The organism is Nostoc cf. commune SO-36, from assembly GCF_023734775.1.
In the GTDB taxonomy this organism is placed as follows: Bacteria; Cyanobacteriota; Cyanobacteriia; order Cyanobacteriales; family Nostocaceae; genus Nostoc; species Nostoc commune_A.
In genome coordinates this window covers 749,997-773,490 of sequence record NZ_AP025732.1, presented here as the reverse complement: position 1 = coordinate 773,490, position 23,494 = coordinate 749,997, and the positions used below count along the sequence as shown (strand labels likewise).

The 23,494-nt window shown below is 41.1% G+C and carries 19 protein-coding genes and 3 pseudogenes; 10 read left to right on the top strand and 12 right to left on the bottom strand.

All coding sequences use genetic code 11. The features are described from left to right. Positions 1 to 178: 178 nt before the first annotated feature. On the bottom strand, positions 179 to 1,495 hold the full coding sequence (gene trmFO / locus ANSO36C_RS03435) for an FADH(2)-oxidizing methylenetetrahydrofolate--tRNA-(uracil(54)-C(5))-methyltransferase TrmFO (RefSeq protein WP_251958390.1): 1,317 nt from the start codon (positions 1,493 to 1,495) through the stop codon (positions 179 to 181). A 179-nt stretch (positions 1,496 to 1,674) separates the two neighbouring features. Beyond that, a complete protein-coding gene (locus ANSO36C_RS03430; RefSeq protein ID WP_251958389.1) occupies positions 1,675 to 2,391 on the bottom strand; it encodes a Uma2 family endonuclease in 717 nt (238 codons plus the stop codon). 257 nt (positions 2,392 to 2,648) lie between these two features. Between ANSO36C_RS03430 and ANSO36C_RS03425 the strand changes: the two genes are divergently transcribed. Further along, the gene (locus tag ANSO36C_RS03425; RefSeq protein WP_251958388.1) at positions 2,649 to 3,920 is read left to right on the top strand and encodes a ribulose bisphosphate carboxylase small subunit; all 1,272 of its coding nucleotides are present in this window, start codon (positions 2,649 to 2,651) and stop codon (positions 3,918 to 3,920) included. A gap of 218 nt (positions 3,921 to 4,138) precedes the next feature. On the opposite strand, the gene ANSO36C_RS03420 is transcribed toward ANSO36C_RS03425, so the two are convergent. Both ANSO36C_RS03420 and ANSO36C_RS03415 read right to left on the bottom strand, forming a co-directional pair. Further along, positions 4,139 to 4,894, bottom strand: a complete 756-nt coding sequence (locus ANSO36C_RS03420) for a hypothetical protein (protein WP_251958387.1) — start codon at positions 4,892 to 4,894, stop codon at positions 4,139 to 4,141. A 362-nt stretch (positions 4,895 to 5,256) separates the two neighbouring features. Then, the gene (locus ANSO36C_RS03415; RefSeq protein ID WP_251958386.1) at positions 5,257 to 5,652 is read right to left on the bottom strand and encodes a hypothetical protein; all 396 of its coding nucleotides are present in this window, start codon (positions 5,650 to 5,652) and stop codon (positions 5,257 to 5,259) included. A gap of 643 nt (positions 5,653 to 6,295) precedes the next feature. Between ANSO36C_RS03415 and ANSO36C_RS03410 the strand changes: the two genes are divergently transcribed. The 5 genes from ANSO36C_RS03410 to ANSO36C_RS03390 all read left to right on the top strand — a co-directional run bounded on the left by ANSO36C_RS03410 (position 6,296) and on the right by ANSO36C_RS03390 (position 9,168). Continuing rightward, positions 6,296 to 6,445: a hypothetical protein gene (locus ANSO36C_RS03410; RefSeq protein ID WP_251958385.1), complete on the top strand. Its 150-nt coding sequence runs from the start codon at positions 6,296 to 6,298 to the stop codon at positions 6,443 to 6,445. Positions 6,446 to 6,604: 159 nt separating this feature from the next. Continuing rightward, positions 6,605 to 7,513, top strand: a complete 909-nt coding sequence (locus ANSO36C_RS03405; RefSeq protein WP_251958384.1) for a beta-1,6-N-acetylglucosaminyltransferase — start codon at positions 6,605 to 6,607, stop codon at positions 7,511 to 7,513. A 32-nt stretch (positions 7,514 to 7,545) separates the two neighbouring features. Then, the gene (locus tag ANSO36C_RS03400) at positions 7,546 to 8,643 is read left to right on the top strand and encodes a Gfo/Idh/MocA family protein (RefSeq protein ID WP_251960239.1); all 1,098 of its coding nucleotides are present in this window, start codon (positions 7,546 to 7,548) and stop codon (positions 8,641 to 8,643) included. Between the two features lie 7 nt (positions 8,644 to 8,650). Next, complete coding sequence (locus ANSO36C_RS03395; protein WP_251958383.1) at positions 8,651 to 8,896, top strand: HNH endonuclease; 246 nt, start codon at positions 8,651 to 8,653, stop codon at positions 8,894 to 8,896. Positions 8,897 to 8,931: 35 nt separating this feature from the next. Next, positions 8,932 to 9,168: a hypothetical protein gene (locus tag ANSO36C_RS03390; RefSeq protein ID WP_251958382.1), complete on the top strand. Its 237-nt coding sequence runs from the start codon at positions 8,932 to 8,934 to the stop codon at positions 9,166 to 9,168. A 132-nt stretch (positions 9,169 to 9,300) separates the two neighbouring features. On the opposite strand, the gene ANSO36C_RS03385 is transcribed toward ANSO36C_RS03390, so the two are convergent. The 3 genes from ANSO36C_RS03385 to ANSO36C_RS03375 form a co-directional block, all read right to left on the bottom strand. After that, positions 9,301 to 9,534: a PIN domain-containing protein gene (locus ANSO36C_RS03385; protein WP_251958381.1), complete on the bottom strand. Its 234-nt coding sequence runs from the start codon at positions 9,532 to 9,534 to the stop codon at positions 9,301 to 9,303. Continuing rightward, a complete protein-coding gene (locus tag ANSO36C_RS03380) occupies positions 9,531 to 9,731 on the bottom strand; it encodes a type II toxin-antitoxin system VapB family antitoxin (RefSeq protein ID WP_251958380.1) in 201 nt (66 codons plus the stop codon). The genes ANSO36C_RS03385 and ANSO36C_RS03380 overlap by 4 nt, the downstream gene beginning before the upstream one ends. Before the next feature lie 415 nt (positions 9,732 to 10,146). Next, positions 10,147 to 12,879: a DUF3536 domain-containing protein gene (locus ANSO36C_RS03375; RefSeq protein ID WP_251958379.1), complete on the bottom strand. Its 2,733-nt coding sequence runs from the start codon at positions 12,877 to 12,879 to the stop codon at positions 10,147 to 10,149. 581 nt (positions 12,880 to 13,460) lie between these two features. Here ANSO36C_RS03375 and cax point away from each other — a divergent pair. Both cax and ANSO36C_RS03365 read left to right on the top strand, forming a co-directional pair. Further along, positions 13,461 to 14,552, top strand: coding sequence for a calcium/proton exchanger (cax, locus tag ANSO36C_RS03370; RefSeq protein WP_251958378.1), 1,092 nt, complete (start codon positions 13,461 to 13,463; stop codon positions 14,550 to 14,552). A 200-nt stretch (positions 14,553 to 14,752) separates the two neighbouring features. Next, positions 14,753 to 15,895 carry a serine/threonine-protein kinase gene (locus ANSO36C_RS03365; protein WP_251958377.1) on the top strand — a complete coding sequence of 381 codons (1,143 nt, stop codon included), beginning with the start codon at positions 14,753 to 14,755 and terminating at the stop codon, positions 15,893 to 15,895. Positions 15,896 to 16,105: 210 nt separating this feature from the next. On the opposite strand, the pseudogene gndA reads toward ANSO36C_RS03365, so the two are convergent. Next, positions 16,106 to 17,537: pseudogene (gene gndA, locus ANSO36C_RS03360) on the bottom strand (NADP-dependent phosphogluconate dehydrogenase). 216 nt (positions 17,538 to 17,753) lie between these two features. Here gndA and ANSO36C_RS03355 point away from each other — a divergent pair. Next, a pseudogene (locus ANSO36C_RS03355) lies at positions 17,754 to 18,492 on the top strand (Ycf66 family protein). Positions 18,493 to 18,566: 74 nt separating this feature from the next. Here ANSO36C_RS03355 and ANSO36C_RS34125 read toward each other — a convergent pair. Continuing rightward, the gene (locus tag ANSO36C_RS34125) at positions 18,567 to 18,716 is read right to left on the bottom strand and encodes a hypothetical protein (RefSeq protein ID WP_323374557.1); all 150 of its coding nucleotides are present in this window, start codon (positions 18,714 to 18,716) and stop codon (positions 18,567 to 18,569) included. Positions 18,717 to 19,130: 414 nt separating this feature from the next. On the opposite strand from ANSO36C_RS34125, the gene ANSO36C_RS03345 reads away from it, so the two are divergent. Continuing rightward, on the top strand, positions 19,131 to 19,691 hold the full coding sequence (locus ANSO36C_RS03345; RefSeq protein ID WP_251958376.1) for an ABC transporter permease: 561 nt from the start codon (positions 19,131 to 19,133) through the stop codon (positions 19,689 to 19,691). 3 nt (positions 19,692 to 19,694) lie between these two features. Here ANSO36C_RS03345 and ANSO36C_RS03340 read toward each other — a convergent pair. The 3 genes and pseudogenes from ANSO36C_RS03340 to ANSO36C_RS03330 form a co-directional block, all read right to left on the bottom strand. Next, positions 19,695 to 21,099: pseudogene (locus ANSO36C_RS03340) on the bottom strand (collagen-like protein). A gap of 131 nt (positions 21,100 to 21,230) precedes the next feature. After that, complete coding sequence (locus ANSO36C_RS03335; RefSeq protein WP_251958375.1) at positions 21,231 to 22,253, bottom strand: NADP-dependent oxidoreductase; 1,023 nt, start codon at positions 22,251 to 22,253, stop codon at positions 21,231 to 21,233. Between the two features lie 310 nt (positions 22,254 to 22,563). Further along, positions 22,564 to 23,487 carry a hypothetical protein gene (locus ANSO36C_RS03330; protein ID WP_251958374.1) on the bottom strand — a complete coding sequence of 308 codons (924 nt, stop codon included), beginning with the start codon at positions 23,485 to 23,487 and terminating at the stop codon, positions 22,564 to 22,566. Between the last annotated feature and the right edge of the window lie 7 nt (positions 23,488 to 23,494).

The window sequence follows — 23,494 nt, the reverse complement described above, 5'->3', positions numbered from 1 at the left end:
CATTGACCGGCTAACTTCACTTTAAAGACCTTTTAGCATAGCAGCAATTACTTTTATTTGTTAATTCAATAAATAAAAGTGATTGACTATTGTACAGTATTCTTAATTTATTTTTTGCAAGTCCCATAGATAGGGAATGGGGAAGTCTCAATGCCCCATGCCCCATGCCCCATGCCCCTTAATTATGATTAGCTTTCCAGTTTGCCAAATCAGTTAAAGAGCGATCGCGGTAACGTCCATAACGCTCTTGCTTACTTTTGATTTTCGCACCCAGTTCTGGAAAAATCCCAAAGTTGGGTGGCATTGGTTGGAAATGCTTGGGCGAAGCGGAACTAATAAATTCCAATAACGCACCCATCATTGTTGTTGGTGGTAAAACTAAAGGTTCTTTACCCAAAGCTAATCTTGCGGCATTAATACCCGCCAAGCAGCCACCCGCAGCCGCAGCTGTGTAGCCTTCAGTCCCTATCAATTGTCCAGCAGCTAACAATGTGGGACGTTCTTTAAATTGCAGGGTAGGATGCATTAGCTGGGGAGCATTGAGAAAGGTGTTGCGGTGCATTACTCCTAAACGCACAAACTCCGCTTTTTCTAAACTTGGAATCAACTGAAATATTCGTTTTTGCTCACCCCAACGCAGGTTAGTTTGAAATCCTACCATGTTCCATAGTTGACCAGCTTTATCTTCTTGTCGCAACTGCACCACAGCATAAGGACGTTCCCCCGTGCGAGTATCTGACAATCCCACTGGTTTTAGGGGGCCGTAACGCATGGTATCTTCCCCTCGCTGTGCTAGTTCTTCTATGGGTAAACAGGCTTCAAAAAATTTTGCCGTTTCTCGTTCAAAACCCTTAAGTTCTGTTTGTTCAGCTTTACAAAGTTCTTCTCGAAACTGCAAGTACTGCTCTTTATTCATTGGGCAGTTGAGATAAGCGGCTTCGCCTTTGTCATAGCGTGATGCCATAAAAGCAACGTCACGGTTAATCGATTCTCCCACAATAATCGGACTAGCCGCATCAAAAAAGCTGAGGTATTCCATCCCCGTAAAGCGCTGCAAATCTTGAGCTAAGTCGGGACTAGTTAAAGGCCCGGTTGCTAAAACTACAATACCTTCAGGAATTGCAGACACTTCACCCCGACGGAATTCAATTAAAGGATGACTCGCTAAAGTTTCAGTTAAATCTTGGCCAAATTGTCCTCTGTCTACAGCTAGCGCCCCACCAGCAGGAACGGCGTGTTCATCAGCTTTAGAAATAACGATAGAACCCAGCTGGCGTAATTCTTCGTGCAATAATCCAGCCGCGCGATCGCTTGCCATTGCCCCGAAGGAATTACTACACACTAATTCTGCTAAATGTTCTGTATGATGAGCAGGACTAAATCGTTTTGGACGCATTTCATGGAGAATCACTGGTACTCCAGCTTGGGCTATTTGCCAAGCAGCTTCTGTCCCAGCTAGTCCACCTCCAATTACTTGTATCGGTTGTTGTTCCATAGTTAAATTTTTAATTTCCATTTCTTAAGTATCTATCAGCATTACAGAAGTAAAATTAAATAAAAAGTCCTGTTGACCAGATAATCAGCGTAAAACATGGTGGAGCGACAACACCAGATAATCTCTACTATGCATACATCTTCTGTAACTTGCAAAAATAACTGATTTGAAGTCAACAATTATAAATTATCTGTATCAATTCCCTTTTCTTTGAGTTTAGCTAATAATTCTTGATAGCGATCGCGCTCTTTTTCCAGTTCTTCTAAAGCCGCTTCTTTTTCTTCTAAAGCTATTTCTTTTGCTTGGCGTTCTTGTTCCCGTAATTGGTCAATTTCTACGGTGGTCAAAAAATTTTGTCCGTTAGGAGAAAAAATTTCCAGAGTATCCGGTGTGAGTGTAAAACGGATTCCCAAACGCGGACTTACCCAATCATTCATCTCTTCAATAACTTCAAAACTATCCCCAGAACGTAGCAAACCATTTAAATCATTCTTCTGTGGATCATAAATATAATATTCTTCTACACCGTAACGCTCGTAAAACTGCAACTTTTTAGTCATTTCTTTGAGAGTGTTACCTGGTGATAGTATTTCAAATACTACCTGTGGAGGTATATTATCTTCATTCCACTGTAAATAAGAACCCCTTTTTGCTTTTGGTCTGCCAAAGACTACCATCGTATCGGGCGCTTGTTTAATATTAGGGTTTCCTTTAACTGGATACCAAAACAAATCTCCGGCGATAAATACATCAGCTGACGATGCAAATAGGATTTCTAAATTTTCTTTAATTTTGACAATCCATGTAAATTGTTCTGTATTATCCGCCATTGGCTTCCCGTCGTGTTCTGGGTAGATAACTTCGATGGTGGTTTCTGGTGTGACTTGTTGTACCATTGCTGCGCCTCTAAGTATAGGTTGACATAGCGATCGCGCTAATATTGATTTTAGCTATAGCATTCATAAATTAAATATGCATTACTCATAACCTTTGTAGAGACGTAACGGTGCTACGTCTCTACATTCTTTTTACAAGATGTCTATACAAGGCATCGCGCAGCTAAACTGTGTTCTGTGTGAAAGAAAAGCGATCGCTATCCCCAAAAAAACTTAACATTAACCTTAGAAGAATTAATTTTTCATAAGACAAGCTCATGGGTTATTACATTGCTCCCCGTTTTTTGGATAAACTTGCTGTCCACATCACTAAAAACTTTTTGAAGCTTCCTGGGGTGCGAGTACCCTTGATTTTGGGGATTCATGGACGTAAAGGTGAGGGCAAAACTTTTCAATGTGAGTTAGTCTTCGAGAAAATGGGTATTGAAGTGACTCACGTATCTGGTGGCGAATTGGAAAGTCCAGATGCAGGAGATCCAGCGCGGTTGATTCGGCTGCGCTATCGGGAAACAGCAGAACTGATCAAAGTACGCGGCAAAATGTGTGTACTGATGATTAACGATTTAGACGCTGGTGCTGGACGCTTTGATGAGGGTACTCAATATACTGTAAATACCCAGTTGGTGAATGCCACACTGATGAATATTGCTGATAATCCCACGGATGTGCAGTTGCCGGGAAGCTATGATTCCACGCCTTTAAATCGTGTGCCGATTATTGTCACAGGTAATGATTTTTCTACCCTCTATGCACCGTTAATTCGGGATGGACGGATGGATAAATTCTACTGGGAACCAGATAGAGAAGACAAGGTAGGAATTGTCAAGGGGATTTTTGAACCGGATGGATTGTCGCAGCGAGAAATTGAACAGCTAGTTGATACTTTTGTCAATCAGTCTATTGACTTTTTTAGCGCTTTGCGATCGCGCATTTATGACGAGCAAATCCGCAACTATATTCATAAAGTAGTTTTTGAGCAGGTATCCTTAAATGTGGTTAACAGCACTCAAGGGCCACCAGAATTTCAAAAGCCAAATTTCAACCTGTCTCACCTTATTGAATCTGCTAAGTTGATGGTTGGTGAACAAAGCCGGGTGGAAAATTCTCAATTGGTTGATGAATACAACCGACTGAATCGAGGTAGAAATTCTCATCAATCTGCACCACCTGCTGTAACACCAATTAGTCAGCCATCAAATGGCGCAACTCAAGAAGCAAAAACGAATGGATTCCAAACACACCATGTATCGAGTCCACATTTGACTCTAGAGACACAAGAACAGATTCGGCAATTATTATCTCAAGGCTACAAAATTAGTATTGAACACGTAGATGAGCGCCGTTTTCGCACAGGTTCTTGGCAAAGCTGTGTTAATAGCCACATTGATGCCGAGTCTGATGCAATTTCCAATTTGGAAGCAACTTTGACAAAATATAGCGATGAGTATGTACGCTTAGTAGGTATCGATCCAAAAGCCAAGCGGCGCGTAGTGGAGACAATTATTCAGCGTCCGAATGGCAAAAATTAGCAGTCAATTAAGTTCTGACTTTTCTAGAAAGTCTCTCTACTAAAACGAGAGAGACTTGGAATTTTTCCTCGTTCCCATGCTCTGCATGGGAATGCATTCATCGAGCCTCTGGCTCAATATCTGACTAAAGACAGAGCATCTAATTAGTTGTTCATAATGCTCTGCATGGGAACGAGAGAAAAATATACTATTCAATTTGATAGCTGAATCCTAACCTTTTAATTACAAGTATCTGCTGAAGCCGAGGTCACGGTTCTTAAATCCCCATTAAATACAACTCTGTATGATCCATAAGGTGATGGCCCAGTGCAATTCATGGAAGTTGTATTAGCACGACGGGGAGTCCACCATGACTTTGCTTGCACAGTCAAACTTGTACCATTCCACGATAAGTTATTGACAACTAAAGAGTTAGTTTTTCCATCATTCGCTTTTTTGGCAGATAAAAATGTGGCATAATTAACATCGCCATTAGCTGGATTAAGCCGGGCTATAACTGCAACTTTTGGCCCACCTCCATAACCATAACTACTTAACCAACGCCCAGTAGCAAAGCGGCCAAAATTAAGACCTGGCTGGGTACCAGTGGAAGAGTAAACGCCATATAAAACATCGCTCCCATTCCAATACAATCCATAACCAGTACCATCGTCGCCGGTTGTTTCGTGATCAGTACGACACCATGCTCTTACGCCATTATTAAAGCGGATGGTTATCGGATTTTTGTTATTAGATGAAACTTGCTGATAACCAATGTAAATGCTTGTTGTTCCAGAAGTTACTCTGGAAGCATTTTTAGATTTAATTGTCGCTTCACTATCATTGCAACTGAACGTTACAGCATTACCGACAGATGGATTTGTCGTTTGAGCTAAAGCTTGAGGAGTTTTTTGTGTGAGTAATAAATCAGCTATTAATACAGCAGACAATGAAAAAACAGCAAAAAACGTCTGTAATTTGCGCGAATAAATCATGGTATAACCCTGCCGAGAACATTAAACGAGAAACACCGTATCACTATAATCTCTAATCAGTATTTAGACAAGTAAAAATTTTAAAATCCCCATTTTGTAGTGTTTTTAAGATTACGAAAATTTAAACTAGACGACACAATGCATAAAGTTATATGCATGATAATGCATGATATTAGCTGCATATACTTTTTCTTTATCAAAGAGTATCAGCAAACAAAAGAAATTCTGATAGGTTATACTTCAGCAAGAGCGATTACAGGCTTAAAAAAATAATTTTAATCAAGAATTAACGTTTGTTAATTCTCTAAAACCCTTGCTAGAAGCTTTGTTGCGCTTTGCCTTGTGATTACTATCGTGTTGTATTAGGCAATTTTAGAATTTTCATCTAGCACTTCTCCTGCAACAGCTTTCAAGCGGCTCAATCTGCTTTTGCGAACCCGTTCACTATCACGAACTCCACCCGCCATTTCATACTCGCTGCTATCTTTGCCATATTTAAAAGCAACCCCTCTCACCATCTTATCTGTAAGATTACTTAAAGTTTTTTCTATGGCATCAATTTTAGTTTTGGAAGAATCAATTACAGTTAAGGCAGTGTTATAAGCATCAAGCATAGTTCGTAACTGCTCAATTACTTGAGTCAAGCTTTGCAAATCACAATTATTCCCAAAATCCATATTAGAATCAATTGCTTTTAGTCCAGAGGCTCTTAATTCAGCTTTTTCTAGAACACGGGATGTACGTTTTCTACGAGACATAAACATATTCCTTTGAGAGTCTACTAGAGCTAGTTTGCCTTAATCAAGCTGTTTTCTGGTTCAGTAAAATTAGTGAATAATTGTATTTATTAAAAAAATACAAGCGTATCTGAGTAATTTCTCTTGATTTTTCGCTTGTATCTAGTTTTCTTCACAATCGCTTTAATGTTGATGAGAGATATTGCAACGTTAATGAGGAGTATTGCAATGTTGATGAGGAATATTGCAATGTTAATGAGGAGTATTGCAATGTTGATGAGGAAGATTGCAACTTTTATAAAGAATATTCCAATGTTGATGAGGAAAATTGCAACTTTTATAAAGAATATTCCAATGTTGATAAGAAAGATTGCAATATTTATAAGTAGGTATGCAGGATTAAATATAAGATGTCATTGTGGATGTTCGCAGAGCGTCTTGTAGAGAAGCGAAGCAAAACATCTCATGGCTTATTTGCAAGTCCCTTTGCTATTGGGTATTCCAAAATCCGATTTATTGTGTCGCCAGTACTTAGCACGACTTACGCACAAGTAACGGAAAATTGAACCACAGAGTCCGCAGAGAACACGGAGGAATAAGAGTTTGAGAGTTTTTTTGCGTAAGTCCTACTTAGTATAAACTGTGATGTGAGAGTATTTTCAGATTGCGATCGCCTCCCGCAGGCGATTACGCCATTGCTCAAATTGATAAAGTCTTTAAAGGTTTAGAAGTTGCGCTGTTGACAGAAAAAAGTATAGTCTGGGAAATAGAACCTCTTCCCGAAAATTATGATCAACAAATACTCAGATTTTAAGTTCTTGTTTGGCTTTTTTATAGATAATTACGGTGGGGAATTATTTAGTAAATCCACTTACACATAAAAAACCATGAAAATTAGAGTTTTATCATTTCATAATGAACCTGAAATGAAAAGTAAACAAGACAAATTTATTTATATCGCAAAGTAATTTTTATGAGAATAGCATATATAATTTTGGCACATAATTATCCTGAACAATTGCAGCGTCTTATTTCTAAATTGAATGGAGATAAGGTTTCCTTTTTTATACATATAGATAAAAAAGCAGACAGGACAACGTATCATCAGATATTTACTCAATTTCAGAAATTCCCGAATGTGTTTTTTATCAAGAGATATAATTCAGGATGGGGAAGTTTTGATATTGTCAGAGCTACTTTAGAAGGTATAAATTCAATAGTAGAAACAGGTCTTGACTTTGATTATGTTATAAACTTATCAGGGCAAGACTATTTGCTCAAATCAAATGCATATATCAAGATGTTTCTACAAAACAATCAAGGTAAAGAATTTCTGGAGTATTTCCCGCTACCTTGTAGTAAATGGAGAGGCGGCGGCTTAAGAAGAATAGAGTATTGGCACATCCGTTGGAATGATAAATATTTTTGTATTCCCGAAAAACAGGAATTTAAATCTCCTATTGCATCTTTATTATATACATTTTTTATTTTATTTTTACCTAAAAAACGTAAATTCCCTGAAGGCTTTGCTATTTATGGAGGTTCTCAATTTTGGTGTTTAACAGGAGAATGTGTAAAATGGATAAATATTTTTGTAAAGCAAAATCCCAATTTTATTAAACGTTTTAATTATACTTTTTGTGCCGATGAGTTATTTTTTCAAACAGTTATTTTAAATTCACCTTTTAAAGATAAGGTAGTTAACGATCACATGAGATACCTAGATTGGGCTGATGTTAATGCCTATCATCCAAGAATGTTAGAAAAACAGGATTTTGAAAAAATTAGGCAATCAGAAAAATTATTCGCTAGAAAATTTGATGCAAGTAAAAACTCAGATATATTAGATATGATAGACAAAATGATATTATTAAGTGAATAATAAATTGTCTAAATATGGGAGTAAATAATGATATGATTGGGATTGCGATCGCAGGTACTGGATTTGGTCAAAAAGTCCACATCCCTGGATTCCAAGCACATCCTCAAACAGAGGTAGTTGCTATTTATCACCGAGATATAAATAAAGCTAAAGCTATAGCAGAATCCCATAATATCCCCCACGCCTCCGACTCACTAGCAGATATTGTGGCATTGCCAGAAGTGCAAGCAGTTAGCATCTCTACACCGCCATTTTTGCACTATGAAATGGCAAAAACTGTATTGCAAGCTGGCAAACATTTATTATTGGAAAAACCGACAACTTTAAACGCAGTTGAGGCTAAAGAACTGTATCGGTTAGCTAAAGCAAAAGGTGTTATTGCGACTGTAGATTTTGAATTTCGCTTTGTCCCTGGATGGCAGTTGTTTGCAGAATTATTGTCAGAAGACTATGTGGGTAAGTTGCGCTTAATTAAAATTGATTGGTTGGGTTCTTCTCGTGCTGATACTTCACGCCCTTGGAATTGGTATTCTGACAAAGACAAAGGAGGCGGTGCATTGGGATCTTTAGGTTCCCACGCCTTCGATTATATTCACTGGTTATTCGGGCCAATCCGTAGATTAAACGCCCATTTAACTACTGCAATTCCGACACGCGTTGACCCTGTTAGCGGAGAATCTAAGCCAGTAGATACAGATGACAACTGTATATTAACGCTGGAATTAGCAGATGGTACACCTTGCCAACTTTCTATCAGTGCGGTGGTTCATGCGCCAAGAACCCATTGGGTAGAAGTATATGGCGATCGCGGTACATTAATTGTAGGTAGTGAAAATCAAAAAGATTATATACATGGTTTTCGTGTTTGGGGTTCCCAGGTAGGTAAACCCCTAACGGAAATAGAAATACCAAATCGATTAACTTTTCCCAAAAATTATGCTGATGGTCGTATTTCAGCATTTATCCGCATAGTAGACCAATGGGTACAAGGAATTAATCATAATCAGGAAATTACACCATCGCTGCGAGAAGGAATTTATTCTCAGTTGTTGATGGATTTATCTCATGAATCGCATCAAAAATCAAGTTGGGTAAATGTACCAAGCTTGGAAGAATTTCTTAGCAACTAGAAATAAAATGAGCAAAACTCCCCGCATTCGTATCCCGCCGGAAGTCAAGAAATATGTTTTTCAACGTGACAAATATCAATGCCAAAGCTGCGGTAAAACTACTGGAGAAACTAACCTCAGTATCGACCATATTATTCCTCTCGCACGTGGCGGTCAAAACGATATCAGCAATTTACAAACTCTCTGCTTTACCTGCAATCAGCAGAAAACTGATAATATTGATCCACGTTTCCAGCGATATTTTCAACTTTAAGTTACGATAGTATGGGCTATTCGTTTTTCATTTCTATGCCTCAAAGTCACAATAGCAATTCCCGAAAATTCCTCAACATTAAAACTACAATTTTCTACCTCTTCACTGCCATAGCTATTTTAGTAGTAGCCTTTCCTTGGTTATATGAGATTAAAACTAAAGCTGGGATCAACATATCACGTAAACGTCATGCAGGAACGTTTTTTGAGAAACATACCCACGGACTCTTCAGGTGTGAGTGGCTTTATCCCTACCATCGCGATCGTTGCTAGATTAAGTAAATAAAGTTACAGCAGAATTCAGGAGTTAGAATTTTGAAGTAAAACAGGGTGCATTACCTGGATTTGAGACGAATCGTTGTGTACTTCACTAACTTAAAATTCACTGTAAAAAGAAAGGGGATATTATCCCCTTTTCTTTAGTTCCATATCTGGGAATATCCGCAGGTAATCTCGTAGACGGGTAAACTGTTCCGAACTGCGAATGCCAGAAAGGATTTCTTGCCTAATCGCACCCAGCAAAGCAACTTGGTCATTGGTAATTAAATCGCGTAATCGGGTAACTACAGGGGAAGAATCGGGTGGGGTTCTCCGACGCAAAGCCAGCGACCAAACAGAGGTATCAACTATGACCCTCATGCCTGCTGACGTTGCTGTTTGTAGTCGTAGTCTGAGTCATAATCAATAGTGCCAAAGAGTTCTAACACTTTAAGTCGCTTGCGACGTTGGATATATTCGCGCAGTGCAGTTTCGACCAGGGCATCAACGGTTATCTGGTCATCTAGGGCGAGTGCCTCTTGCAGCAATGTATCATTGATGTTGAACTGTGTAACCACGAGCGCTCCCGATTCAACAACTGACTAAATCAATATTATCGCACTTGGACGAAAAGAAATTACACGCTCATCAACCATCAGGAGCGATCGCATACATTGTCAACGATAATGGGAAGTCTCACCTGGGAGTTATTTCGTCCGTTTTTTGACGATCATTCAGCACCCAGGAGTCAGAATTCAGAATTTATTAGGACTTACGCAAAATATCTCTCAAACTCTGATTTTTCCGTGTACTCTGCGCCTCTGTGGTAGCCTGCGGCAAGCCGTACCCTTCGGGAAGCAAGCTACGCGTAGCGTCTCGTAGAGAAGCGTCTACGTTATTCCGTAACTCTTGCGTAAGTCCTATTTATCTCTGTTTTGTCACTCTCGGAAAATAATAATCGAAGCAAGATTCTGAGTCTGTGAGTCCCTACATCTATTTCAACTGATTTGAGATTGCGCTAACATCAACAGCTAACTTTTTACCCAACTTGAGCAATTGAAGACATTGATTATCTGCTTCATTTCCAAAGCTAGTAATACACACCGGCGCAATCTGACTTTGCAGACAACTAAAATAGAGTTCTTGCGATCGCTGTAGAGAAACGTCAATATTTAGTTGATCCCCGACATCAATCAATCGCTCCAACAGTTGGATATCTGCATTAAAGCTACCATTGGCATCGTTCAACAATTGCCAGAGCAATCGCGCAATTAACTGTTCTAACATCTGCTTCCCATCGGGAATATTCAGCCGACAACGCAGATGTTTTGCTTCAGTTGCGATCGCCTCTAATTCTAAGATGTGATTCCAACTCTTTTGGGGATCAGCGATATCTTGCTCAAGCGATCGTAATGTCATCAGACAGCGATGTCCTAAAGCAATATCTGCTGCAACTTGCAATTCTTGCGGTACTGCTAGTTCATCTCGATGAAACGCCATCAGCACACCATAATTATCACGGTACGCTTGGGTATACAACTGTCCTAAACGTGCCAGTGTTTCCTGACTTAGCAGCCCCATAATCCGGTGGCGTTCTTCAGCAAATAGATTCTGTAAGTTGAAAGCTTCTTCGCCAAATAGCTGCGTCATCGCCAAGATAGTATGAGCCGCACTAGCTTGTTTTAGTGCCCCAAACAGCTTTTCTTTTAATTGGCTGTAGTCACGCCGCCCAGTAAATTGCTGAATGCCACAGTGGAAATCCCAGCCTCCCAAATGCAGAACTGCAAAGACCAAATGCTCACTTTCCCAAGTAATCTCTGATACTAGCTTTAAATTTCCCACAGCCAGAGTTAACGATCCCATCCGTTGCAGTTGGTAATCTAACTCATTGGCTGCGTAGCAATAAACCCGCTTATGGTAACGCTGAGGCTGTTTGTCAGCAGCATCTTTCCTCGGTAGGGAATTGTGCGCCTCTGCTGGTTTCTGATTAGTAAATAGGGAAGTAATAGCGTAATGGGCTGCTACTTGCTTAAAGCCAAGTTGGGCAGTTAACACGAGTTGCCGATAAATTTCTGCACCGTGTTTGAACTGATCCACATTACTGGGGGCTAAACCAAGACGTTTGACGAAGCCTTTTTCCAACTGCACACCTGCCACATCCCCTGCTAATTCCAAAGCACGGGCGGCGTAGCGCAGAATTTGTGTCCCCTCTGGACGGGAAATTTCTTCAAAAAACCAACCGCAACTAGTGAACATTAACAAAGCGTGACGCTGCATTTCTAACAAGCGCAAAGCGTCTACTTGTTCGGCTGCGGTTAGTTTGTGGGTTTGATGACGGGCTAAGAAACGGTTGACATTGGTAGCAGAGCGATCGCGCAATACTTGGATATATTCATCTCGCGCTAGCCAGGGATCACGAAATAACTGTCTACCATGTTCTTCATAAACCTCAGTTAGCTGATCCCGCAGCCAATTTAGGGAATCCCGCAAGGGACGACGCCATTTTTGATGCCAAACACCACCTTCTCCACCACAACCACAGTCATCTTCCCATCTGCCGACACCGTGAGCGCAACTCCAAGCTGTGACTGACTTTAATTCCACTTCCCAGCCGGGAGAATTTAAGCTCAGGTAATGGGCGAAGTTCGTCACTGTCCAACCTTGTTGAGGAAACTCTTTGGTAAAGGCGTAGGCTAAAGTTTTCTCAGTTCCCTTTTTGTGGTGTCCGAAGGTTTCCCCATCTGTCGCCACAGAAATTAGCTGTGCCTGACGATGATCCCCACGCACTGCCGAACCAATACGTCCGGCAAAGTGACTGGAATTATAAACGACATCACTAAAACCCATGTCCCGCGATATCGGCCCATCGTAGAAGAAGATATCAATGTAAGGGAGGGAGTGGGGAGTGGGGAGTGGGGAGTGGTTATCCCCATTGCCATCATTGATCGCACTCAGAGGTGAAGATGAAGTGTCTAATGTGGGTTTCAGATAACAACGGTAGGGACGGGTAGAATCAATCTGACTACCACCTACTTCAATCCATTCAGGATGGGGATGATCTTGAGTGGGGAGGGGACGGCAACGCAGGGATTGAGACGGTGCAAGGACAATGAAGCGAATGCCCTCAGCAACTAGAGCTTCTAGGGTTGCGTAGTCTACAGCAGTTTCTGCTAGCCACATACCTTCGGGATCGCGGCCAAAGCGGGAGCGGAAGTCTTCTTTACCCCAGCGAATTTGGGTATATTTGTCGCGTTCATTCGCCAGAGGCATGATGATGTGATTGTATACTTGCGCGATCGCATTACCGTGACCATGCAAGCGATCGCTACTCTTGGCATCCGCCTCTAAAATGCGCTGATAAACCTCCACATCGTAGCGTTCTAGCCACGACATCAGCGTTGGCCCAATATTAAAACTGAAATACTCATAATTGTTGACGATCCCCACCACTTCGCCTTGGTCATTTAAGACTCTGGCAAAGGCGTTTGGACGATAGCATTCCCAATGAATCCGCTCATTCCAGTCATGGAAAGGTGCAGCGCTCGGTTGGCGTTCAATTGCGTCCAGATAAGGGTTTTCCCTTGGTGGCTGGTAAAAATGACCATGCACCGTCACATAAACACCATTAGCCTTTCTCAGGGGATCGGTTTCTTTGGTGTTATTGGGATCTGAATGTAATGTTAACGTTGAGCCAGAGCTAGCCGGCATTTCAGCAGCAGAAGTCATGTATATTTATCCAAAACAAAAAACTTGCAGTTGCACCGAAAACATTGTGCGTAAACCTTACTACAATAGTTTGAACACAAAATCCGGTATAAACAACAACTATGAGATCCAACTAAATTTTGACAAAGCTGTTTTATTGTAATGGGAAATCTGCGTTATTGCACAGCGCAAAGTCCGTTGGGCGGCTCTGCCGACTTGAAGGAACTTTGCAAGACAGCCCTTTCCCTGAAGGCTTAAAGTAATTAGCCATTAAACAAAGGCTCAGTTAGGGGTTTTCTCTTCTTCAGCGTCAATCAAAATTTTAATTGTCTTTTAATAATTAAACCCCATTTTTGATGTAATATTTTGCCTCAAATTCATACTTTTGCAACAAAAGATTGCGAGAACTCATCATATCGCAATCTTATTTTACATAATTAGCGCGGCAGTGAACGGAAAACAGTACAATCTCTGAATTGCTCTACAGACGGTTGAGAGTATCATATCGGAGTGCTGATATGAAAGTGATTGTTAATTCAACACTCCAAACTTAAAACTCAGGATTGCTCGCTGTGAATGATACCCTCAACTTAAGACAACAAATGTCAACCAAAAACATTATTCTTTTCGTTTTACTACTGTTTATCCCGATTTCTGTAGCAGCCCATTTTCTGGAGTGGGGAGAATTAATAGTTTTCGTTACAGCTGGATTAGCAATTCTGCCCTTAGCGGCTTGGATGGGTACAGCCACAGAAGAAATTGCTGTCGTAGTGGGGCCATCATTGGGGGGCTTGTTAAACGCCACATTTGGCAATGCTACAGAACTAATCATCGCCTTAGTAGCGCTGAATGCTGGGTTAATAGATGTAGTCAAAGCCAGTATCACGGGATCGATTATTAGCAACTTACTACTGGTGATGGGTTTTTCCATGCTTTTGGGGGGGTTACGCTACAAAGAACAGACATTTCAGCCAATTGTGGCGCGGGTGAATGCTGATTCGATGAATTTAGCGGTGATTGCTATTTTGATGCCAACGGCGATGAATTACACATCTCAAGGAATTAACGAAGAAACACTGCAAAATCTTTCTATTGCTGTTGCTGTAGTATTAATTCTGGTTTATGCCCTAACACTGCTGTTTTCAATGAAAACCCACTCCTATCTTTATGATGTGGGTGTAGCGGAGACAGAAGAAGAGGAAACCCCTCACGCGAAACCAAATATGATGTTGTGGGTTGGTGTCTTGCTAGTATGTACCTTACTAGTGGCACTTGAGTCAGAAATGCTAGTAGATTCTCTGGAAGTGGCCACATCTCAGCTAGGTTTGACGGCACTGTTTACAGGGGTGATATTGGTTCCCATCGTCGGTAACGCGGCTGAACATGCCACAGCAGTCACCGTGGCGATGAAAAATAAGATGGATCTTTCCCTTTCGGTAGCTGTGGGATCAAGTATGCAGATTGCCTTATTTGTTGCCCCCGTGTTGGTGATAGCAGGGCGGGTATTAGGTAAACCAATGGATTTGGATTTCCAACCCTTTGAATTAGTAGCTGTGGTTGCATCAGTCTTGATTGCAAACAGTATCAGTTCTGATGGTAAGTCCAATTGGCTTGAAGGCACTTTATTATTAGCTGCTTATACAGTATTGGGGTTCGCCTTCTACTTTCATCCAGTTATAGAAGGTATGGGCTAGTTAGCAGTGTGTAAGTGTAGCGATCGCACTTGATTATTTTAGATTTTAGATTCTTTTGGTTCATACCAGACTAATGTTCCACTAAACGTTTTTATCCCTTCTGCGTGACACAAATCCAAAATTTAAAATCCAAAATCTGCTAATTACCCCCTTTTGCCTGGGACAAGAGAAAATAAGAACATATAAGAGCGATCGCCTATATGAGCTACTGCCTTAATCCCCATTGTCCCAAGCCTGAAAATCCTACTGATGTCAAGTTTTGCCGGACTTGCGGTTCTAAGTTACTCCTCAAAGAACGTTACCGTGCTATCAAACCAATCGGACAAGGTGGTTTTGGCAAAACTTTCTTAGCTGTGGATGAGGATAAACCTTCAAAACCACGCTGCGTAATTAAGCAATTTTATCCCCAATCCCAAGGCGCTAATAGTCTTGCCAAAGCTGTAGAGTTATTTAATCAAGAAGCGGTGCAGTTAGATGAATTGGGGAAACATCCGCAAATTCCCGAACTACTGGCATATTTTACCCAAGAAAATCGGCAGTATCTTGTACAAGAATTTATCGACGGGCAAAACTTAGCCCAGGAATTAGCACATAAAGGTGCTTTTAGTGAAACACAAATCTGGCAACTATTAAACGATTTATTATCAGTTTTGCAGTTTTGCCATGCCAGACACGTAATTCACCGCGATATTAAACCAGAAAATATTATTCGTGAGAGCGATGCCCAACGCAAACTAGTATTAGTAGATTTTGGTGCAGCTAAATCTGCCACTGGCGCTGCCTTAAATCAAACTGGTACAAGTATTGGTAGTCCAGAATATGTTGCCCCTGAGCAAATGAGAGGTAGAGCTGTTTTCGCCAGCGATATTTACAGCTTGGGTGCAACTTGTATTAATTTATTAACAGTGCGATCGCCTTTCGATTCCTATGATACTAACAACGATACTTGGGTTTGGCAGCAATACTTGAAAACTCCCGTTAGTAATCAGTTGAGTCGCATTCTCAACAAAATGTTAGAAAGTATTCCAATTCGACGTTATCAAACAGTAGATGAAGTTCTCAAAGACTTAAATCAACAATCGCAAGTAGCAGCCACATCAGCGATTGCAGCAAAACCCCTCCCTCAATCTCCAGCAAAATCTCCACCTACATTTGTATCGCCATCTCCTAGTCAAATTGATCTGGAATTAGAACAAATGAAAACCCAATTTTTGGGTAGTAACAAACCTCAGCCAAATAAAATACAACCACCAATTCCCACATCTGGGCCTTCTAGTACAAACGAAATAGATCAAGAATTAGAAGAATTAAAAGCCAAATATCTTGGTAATAACAACTCCTAAAATCAATAAAAAATAAAGCTCTCTTCCTCTGTGTTCTCTGAGCCTCTGCGGTAGCCTGCGGCAAGCCGTACCCTTCAGCAAGCTACGCGTAGCGTCTCGTAGAGAAGCGTCTACGTTAAAAAAATGGCTCTGAGTTTCAGAGCCACTTCTAAATCTGTACTTTGAAATTAACTAACCTTTCAGAATATCCTCATACAGATACGTGAAAACTTACTTCTCAGCTTCAGCAATGGGAACCCATTCAGTATGGAAACTTCCGGGCTTATCAAGACGCAGGTAGGTATGTGCGCCGAAGTAGTCGCGTTGTGCTTGAGTTAGATTTTGAGGCAAGCGATCGCGGCGATAGCTGTCAAAATAATCTAAGGAGGCGCTAAATGCGGGTACTGGAATTCCTACTGTTGCAGCTGTCGCAATTACTTCCCGCCAAGCAGTCTGTCTGTCGAGAATTGTCTGCTTAAATTCGGGAGCTAACAGCAAGTTAGGCAAAGCTGGATTTTCGCTAAAAGCCTTCTTAATCTTATTCAAAAAGCGAGCGCGAATAATACAACCACCTTTCCAAATCCGTGCCATTTCGCCCAGATCCAAATTCCAGTTATATGTTTTTGAAGCTGTGGATAGCAACGCCATCCCTTGAGCATAAGAACAGATTTTTGAGCAATAGAGAGCATCACGAACTTTATTGATAAAGTCCTTAGTTTGCCCGTCATACTTGCCACTGGGGCCGGTGAGGACTTTAGATGCTGCAACCCGCTCCTCTTTAATCGAAGATATAATCCGGGCATTAACTGCTGCTGTAATTGTAGGAATAGCAACTCCCAATTCCAATGCAGTTTGCACAGTCCAGCGTCCAGTTCCCTTTTGACCGGCTGCCATCAACAATCAAATCCACTAGGGGTTTATTTGTTTCTGGGTCAATATATGGGAAGATATTCTTCGTAATCTCGATCAAAAATGAATCGAGTTCATCAGTGGTGTTCCATTCAGCAAACACATCATGTAGCTGACTAGGGTTTAATCCAGCGACATTTTTCAGCAAGTCGTAGGCTTCAGCAATTAGCTGCATATCGCCGTACTCAATGCCGTTGTGTACCATTTTCACATAGTGACCAGAACCACCAGGGCCAATATAGGTTACACAAGGGCCATCATCGACTTGGGCAGCAATTTTGTTGAAAATTGGTGATAGATACTCGTAAGAGCTTCTTGTACCTCCAGGCATCAGTGAAGGCCCATTTAGCGCTCCTTCTTCACCGCCACTGACACCCATACCAAGATACCGAAGCCCAGCCGGTTCTAATTCCTGAGTGCGGCGTTCCGTATCTTCAAACCAAGAGTTGCCACCATCGATAATGATATCGCCTTCGTCTAACAAAGGTTTTAGTTGAGCAATTACCGCATCCACTGGCTTACCAGCTTGCACCATTACTAGAATTTTGCGGGGACGTTCCAATAAGGCAACGAATTCTTCTAGAGTAAAGGCGGCTTTGACATTCCGTCCTATAGCACGCTGCGCCATAAACGCATCCGTTTTTTCGCGGGAGCGGTTGTAAACTGCAATTGGGAAGCCATTGCGCTCCACGTTGAGAGCGATGTTCTCACCCATAACGGCTAATCCAATCACACCAAAGCTTTGTAGTGTCATAAAAATTTCTGGCTAACTCTTGCAGAATCCTTTACCTATAAGGGTAGTCCGATATTTTCCGTTCTCCCCTAAAGAAGACCTTAAGACTTGATATAAATGACAAAAATCCACAAGTAACAGGGATAATTGATTTTAAATTGTATCTAAATCAACAATTGACTGGCAAAATTTGCAAAATTGAAATAATTAAAGGACGCAGTAAGGAGTAACCAAATAATGCTGGCATTTGTCCTAGCTTTGGTAGTGGGTCTTGGTAGTTTAGCCATTTACATAGCAGCTTTCTTTTTCCCAGAAATCCACCGCAAGAATGACTTTATCTGGAGTGGCGTAGGATTGTTCTACGCTTTAGTCTTATGGGTGTTTTGCACCACGCATTACTGGGGGTTTGTTGCTCGGTCATGTGGCTAGTGTGGCTCTTTTGGTCTGGTTTGGCTGGCAAACTCTATCATTACGTCGGCAATTGACCCCGCAGACGCAACAAACCCAAGTACCCAGTGCTGAGACGGTAAAAACTGGCATTCAAGAACAGGTGAATAAGTTGTCCCTTCAGGAACGGCTAGGCCAGTTGCAAAAAGGTCTGGGTAGCACCTTCAGTGGCGCGAAAGACAAGGTGCAACAGACTGTGAGTAAAAAGACACCCACAACCCCCAAACCTGAAGACATTACCTCTGTTCTGGCAGAGAAACCTGTTGTTGAGATTATCGACAAAACTACTGCCATACCAGAACAACCAGCAGAGGAGACAGTTACTACCGAAACCGAAGCAAAAACCGAGAGTGTCCCGGAAGCGATTCCCCCACATCCCCCATCTCCTGAATTGGTGGAAGCAGCACAACCAGATGCTGAGACTGAGGACAAACAACCGATTCCTGTAGAAGAAATTGCTCCAGATGCGGTACTCGCTCCCCCTGCGGAAACGCCGCCTGAACAAATACCACCTAATCAAGCTATTTGAATGATGTGAAACCCAATGTTAACTTAATATAATGTTGGGTTTCACTATTTCTATTAGGCTATTTTAAGGCTAGTTTAAAACGCTAATTCAGAGCGATAGAAGCACACATTAAACGCTAACAATTCAGTAGAATTATTCTTTGCCCATTCACTAACTTTCTTCACTTCATCTAGAACTATTTTCAAAGCATCTGGCTTGGTATCAACAAAAGATTTTACAGCCAAATAATAACCCCGATTGGGGGCTAATCCCGTCGCGTCCGCTAAAGTACGTGCGCCTGCTGCTGCTAAGTATGGATCCCAAATTGCCCTTGGAAAAAAAACATGGGTTCGCGGATTATTTACACGAACTCATGTTTGATTAAACAATTCTGGAAATTGTATTTAATTTACTAATCAGATTGTGCTTTTCTGATAAAGTTTAATAAAGTCAAGTTTTGAGTTCTTCTTTGTACTACTACGATCACATCGTAATAACACCTAACTTTTTTGATTATTCGTCAAGGAGGTAAAGATATAAAAAATATTGTATTTATCCAATAAAAGGTGTAATTAAATACAGTTTTCACCCGTAATTTTGTGTTGTTGCCACAGTATTTCCAAAATATTGACTATGAGAACTGAGGCAGAGATAATAATATGTTTTTAGACATTTTAGCTAGCCTACAAAGGTTATTTGTTGGTTACATTCCCGCTGCTGTATTAGGTAGTTTCATCGGATATTTAATAGGTATCAATAGCATGGTATATCAGCTATTTAGGCTGATATTTCAGATACCACATAGTATCCCTCCTATAGCTTTATTACCTATTGCTTTAATAGTATTTCAAGAGAATGAATCGGCTGCTATTATAGTAGTTTTTCTGGGAACTCTCTGGACAATGATCATTAATACTGCAATAGGTATGCGACATTTTCAGAGACAGAATAATAACTTTAGAGTAGCTATATTTCATGTATTTCATGCGTTGAAAGTTAGCATTTGGGTAGCCTGGTTTATAGTTATTTCCACAGAAATGTTAATCGGCCCAAAAGGGCTTGGCTTTACTCTCTGGGAGGCTTATAAAGCTGGCAATGCTGATTACATAATTCAGGTAATCCTCTACATCGGCATTATTGGCTTTTTGCTGGATCAGTTACTAGATTTCGCAGCCTATCTTCTCTCGCAAATGGTTTCAGATGGGAAAAAATCTTCCTAAATTTTATCTAGGCTTGCGGATTGCACCCTGCCAGCGAATAGTTTGCTTCGCAGAACGTATTCCCAAAGAACGAGTTGCTACGATTTCAATATCAACGTTGACATCAGGGCGTAAAGCTTCATCAGAAATTTTGAGTTTGCCCAAAGCTAGAGTAAAACGGTTGTAGTCACGAGTCACAAGTTCGTTAGGAATATCACCTTCATATTCAGTTTTGTAGCCAGAAAAACCGTGCAAGCTATCCTGGGCGCGGAATTTTATGCGAAACTGAGTATTAATAACATCAGACTTTGCCGCCAAATCGACTATTTTTAAGTTGAGGTTTTGTCCTGCATCAGCAAACTCTGCCACAGCTAACCGGGTAACATCTTTTTTAGGAATGGCATGGTTAACGGTAAATGTTGTCAATTTAGCCTCACTTTGGGTATTACCCTGAACCCATAAGTCCTCAGAAAAAGTAACTTCTACTTGTTTGCTGTCAGTTAAATTCAGTGTTACAGCTTGATTACCAAAGCTGGTAATGGGTTGTCTTTCTTGCCAAACTATTTGAAAAGTTTCTTCTAGACGCTGTTCAAACTCTCGATAATTATCAGCGATCGCAGAACCAGGCGCAAGTAGAGAAGCTGCCCCTATGCGTTGATTCCATTTATTCTTTGAGAGGTTGAACTGTTTGTTTGTCAGTTCCGAAATTGCTAGCTTCACAGTTGGACTATCAGCTGCCAAAGGTTCCTTGCTATTCACAATACTCAAAGTTCCCAAGCGCCCTTGCCTACCATCGCTACCATCGCTGCCATCTCGCCCATCGTTACCGTCGCTACATCGATAAACCTTCTCAGTACACTTATAATCAGGGCTACCAGGAGTTCCCTTACAGGTTTTAACTTCCCATCTCCGTCTGTGACAGTTGCAACCCTCCAGTACCGTTGCCACCTCTACCGCCGCGCCCACCTTCTCCAGCAGTTGCCCGAACGGAAACGTTCCGTAAGTCTGTCAAATTGCTGTAATACACCGTGAGGGAACCACCATTTCCCCCATCTCCTCCTTTGCCTCCATTACCGCCACTACCACCATTTGGTGCATTTATGTCGTGGCTAACGCGACCGCGTTGGGAACCACAGTCAGGTTGATCGCCATGTTCTCCGTCTTCCCCGTCTTCACCATCTTTACCAGATAAGTCAAGATTAACGGGTGAACCATTGACAAAAATATTTTGGTTTTCACCACTGCCACCATCTCTACCCGATCGCCCATCGCTTCCTGTGCGTCCATCTCTGCCATTATTTCTGGCTACTTTATAGTATTCGTCGGAGGCAACGGCTGGACATAAAACTGAACTAGAGACAGGCAAAAAGCTAGTAAATAAGCAGAATGTCAGCAGTAGTGGCAGCTTACTCCTAAAACCATTGTGCATCTAATTACACCTAAAACTTTAGTTGAATTATCTACTCCTGACGACACTGAATTTCAACAATTTGCTCCCTCTTCTCCAGCAATATACTACTGATTTGCGGTAACGTAGCACACACCCATTTTATTAAACGTTTAAGCTGCTGTTGGGTTATCATTGACCTTAACAATCAGCTTGCCAAAATTATCACCTCGAAGTAAACCAATAAAAGCACTCGGAGCGTTTTGTAAACCAACAACTATATCTTCTTTATACTTGAGTTGACCAGACTGCAACCATCCAGAAACATCACGTAAAAAATCATTAAATTGATGTTGATAATCGCTAACTAAGAAACCTTTGATTAAAGCCCGTTTGATTAGTAGCGGCATTAAATTAGGCCCTGATGGAGTCGATGTAGCGTTATACTCCGAAATCAAACCTACTAATGGAATTCTTGCCCCAAGGTTTATCTGCTGCAATACAGTTTCTAAAATCACACCTGCTGTATTGTCATAGTAAACATCAATGCCATTAGGGGCAGCTTCTTTGAGGGCTGAATCAAGTTCTTGAGTTTTGCGATTAATGCCAACATCAAAACCTAATTCTTTAACTATATAATCCCGCTTATCGTCACTCCCGACAATTCCCACGACCCGCGCACCTTTAATTTTGGCAATTTGACCTACTACTGCACCGACAGCACCAGAAGCGGCTGAAACTACTACAGTTTCACCTTCTTTTGGTTGGCCGATATCAAGTAGAGCGGCATAAGCAGTTAGACCAGGCATACCAAGTACACCTAAACTATAAGATAAAGGTGCTTGAGTCGGATCAAGTTTACGCAGTGTCTCACCCTTAGATACAGCATAAGTTTGCCAACCATTATTGCTAAGAACAAAATCCCCAACTTGAAATTGAGGATGATTTGATTTAATTACTTGGCTGACTGTACCACCCACAATAACTGAACCCAATTCTACTGATGCAGCATAAGACTTGCCTGCACTAATGCGACCACGCATATAAGGATCTAGAGATAGATAAATGGTGCGGCTAAGAATTTCCCCTTCACCCGATTCGGGAATTGGTGTTTCTACTAAAGCAAAATCACTCTCCTTTGGTTCGCCGACTGGACGACTTTTAAGGATGACTTGTTTGTTAATTAAATCAGACATAAGTTATTTTCCTCTGAATTAATCTGACTATTTATATATAATAAATGTGTGTACTCATTCCTAAAATACTTCTACCTTTAGTGTGAGATTCAGAGGTAATTTATAAAGTATGCACTAGCTTGCTACCAATACCTTGCCGTTGATGATGAGGACTGACCCTACGCAGGTTAGGGGTTTTTATGGCTAACCCAAGCGTATTGCCTTGTGCCTTTCTTGATAAAAATCCTCAAGCCCAGACGAGGGCTTGAGGATTTTCTGCTAAATATCGGCTTAATCCCTTTTACTCCGCGCAAGCGCAATCAGAGTAGTGTCAAAGTATTGTAGCCGAGTCATGTTTCCACTGTTTTTTATCTACGCTATAGACAGCATAAGGTGTCTCATACCTCATAGCTCCAAAAGCGAGGAGTTGACCTGTTGCAGAACAAACTAAGCTTTGTAAGCCATTATTCCATTCTTTACCATCAACTTTCAATTGTCCCAGTCTAATTGGTCTTTTTTGATTTGGGTCTAGCTGTACCAGAGTTGTACCACCATTGAGTCCAAGTAAAGTTGTATAGAGTTTTCCGTCTGGGCACTGTGCTAGATTACCGGCTCGCTCATCTTTTGGGAATTTAAACTTATCAATAGGAGTTATCTCTCCTGTTTGAAGGTTAATATCTACCAATGTGATAGGTGGTGTACCGTTCTTCTTACCTACTAGACCGATGAGCCGCCCATCATTAGTGCCTAGCAAGCTCCCAAGCTGTTGATTCTGTTTAAGTCCTGAGATTATCAAAGTTTTTGCAGGTGTACCCAAAAATGTAATGTGAGTAGGCGTTGCCCGTCTTCTACTAGTTGTAATAGGAGTAACGGCTAAAACAAGTGTGCCATTACTTAAAGAAGTGAAGCCACTCAATATCTGATTAGGCCCTAATAGAGGTGTACTTTTATCCCCAAGTACCTGAGACTTTCCTGTAATTAAGGATTGCAAAACAAGTTCTACATTAATATCTGTGGGTACATTAGTATCGATGGATATAGTGTTTGAGGCAGTATTATCTAATTCAGTTGTATTTACCTCTGGGATAGCTGTTTGGGAAGGGTTTATGATCGGGCCAGAACCTATACCTACAATATCTAAATCTAAACTTGGTGTTTGCGCCAAGGCTTTGTTGGCTAGATAACTAAGTCCAGATACTACAGTTCCAGTAAGTGCCAACTGGCCAAACTGTCGACGTGATAGCTTGAAACTCATATTTTCC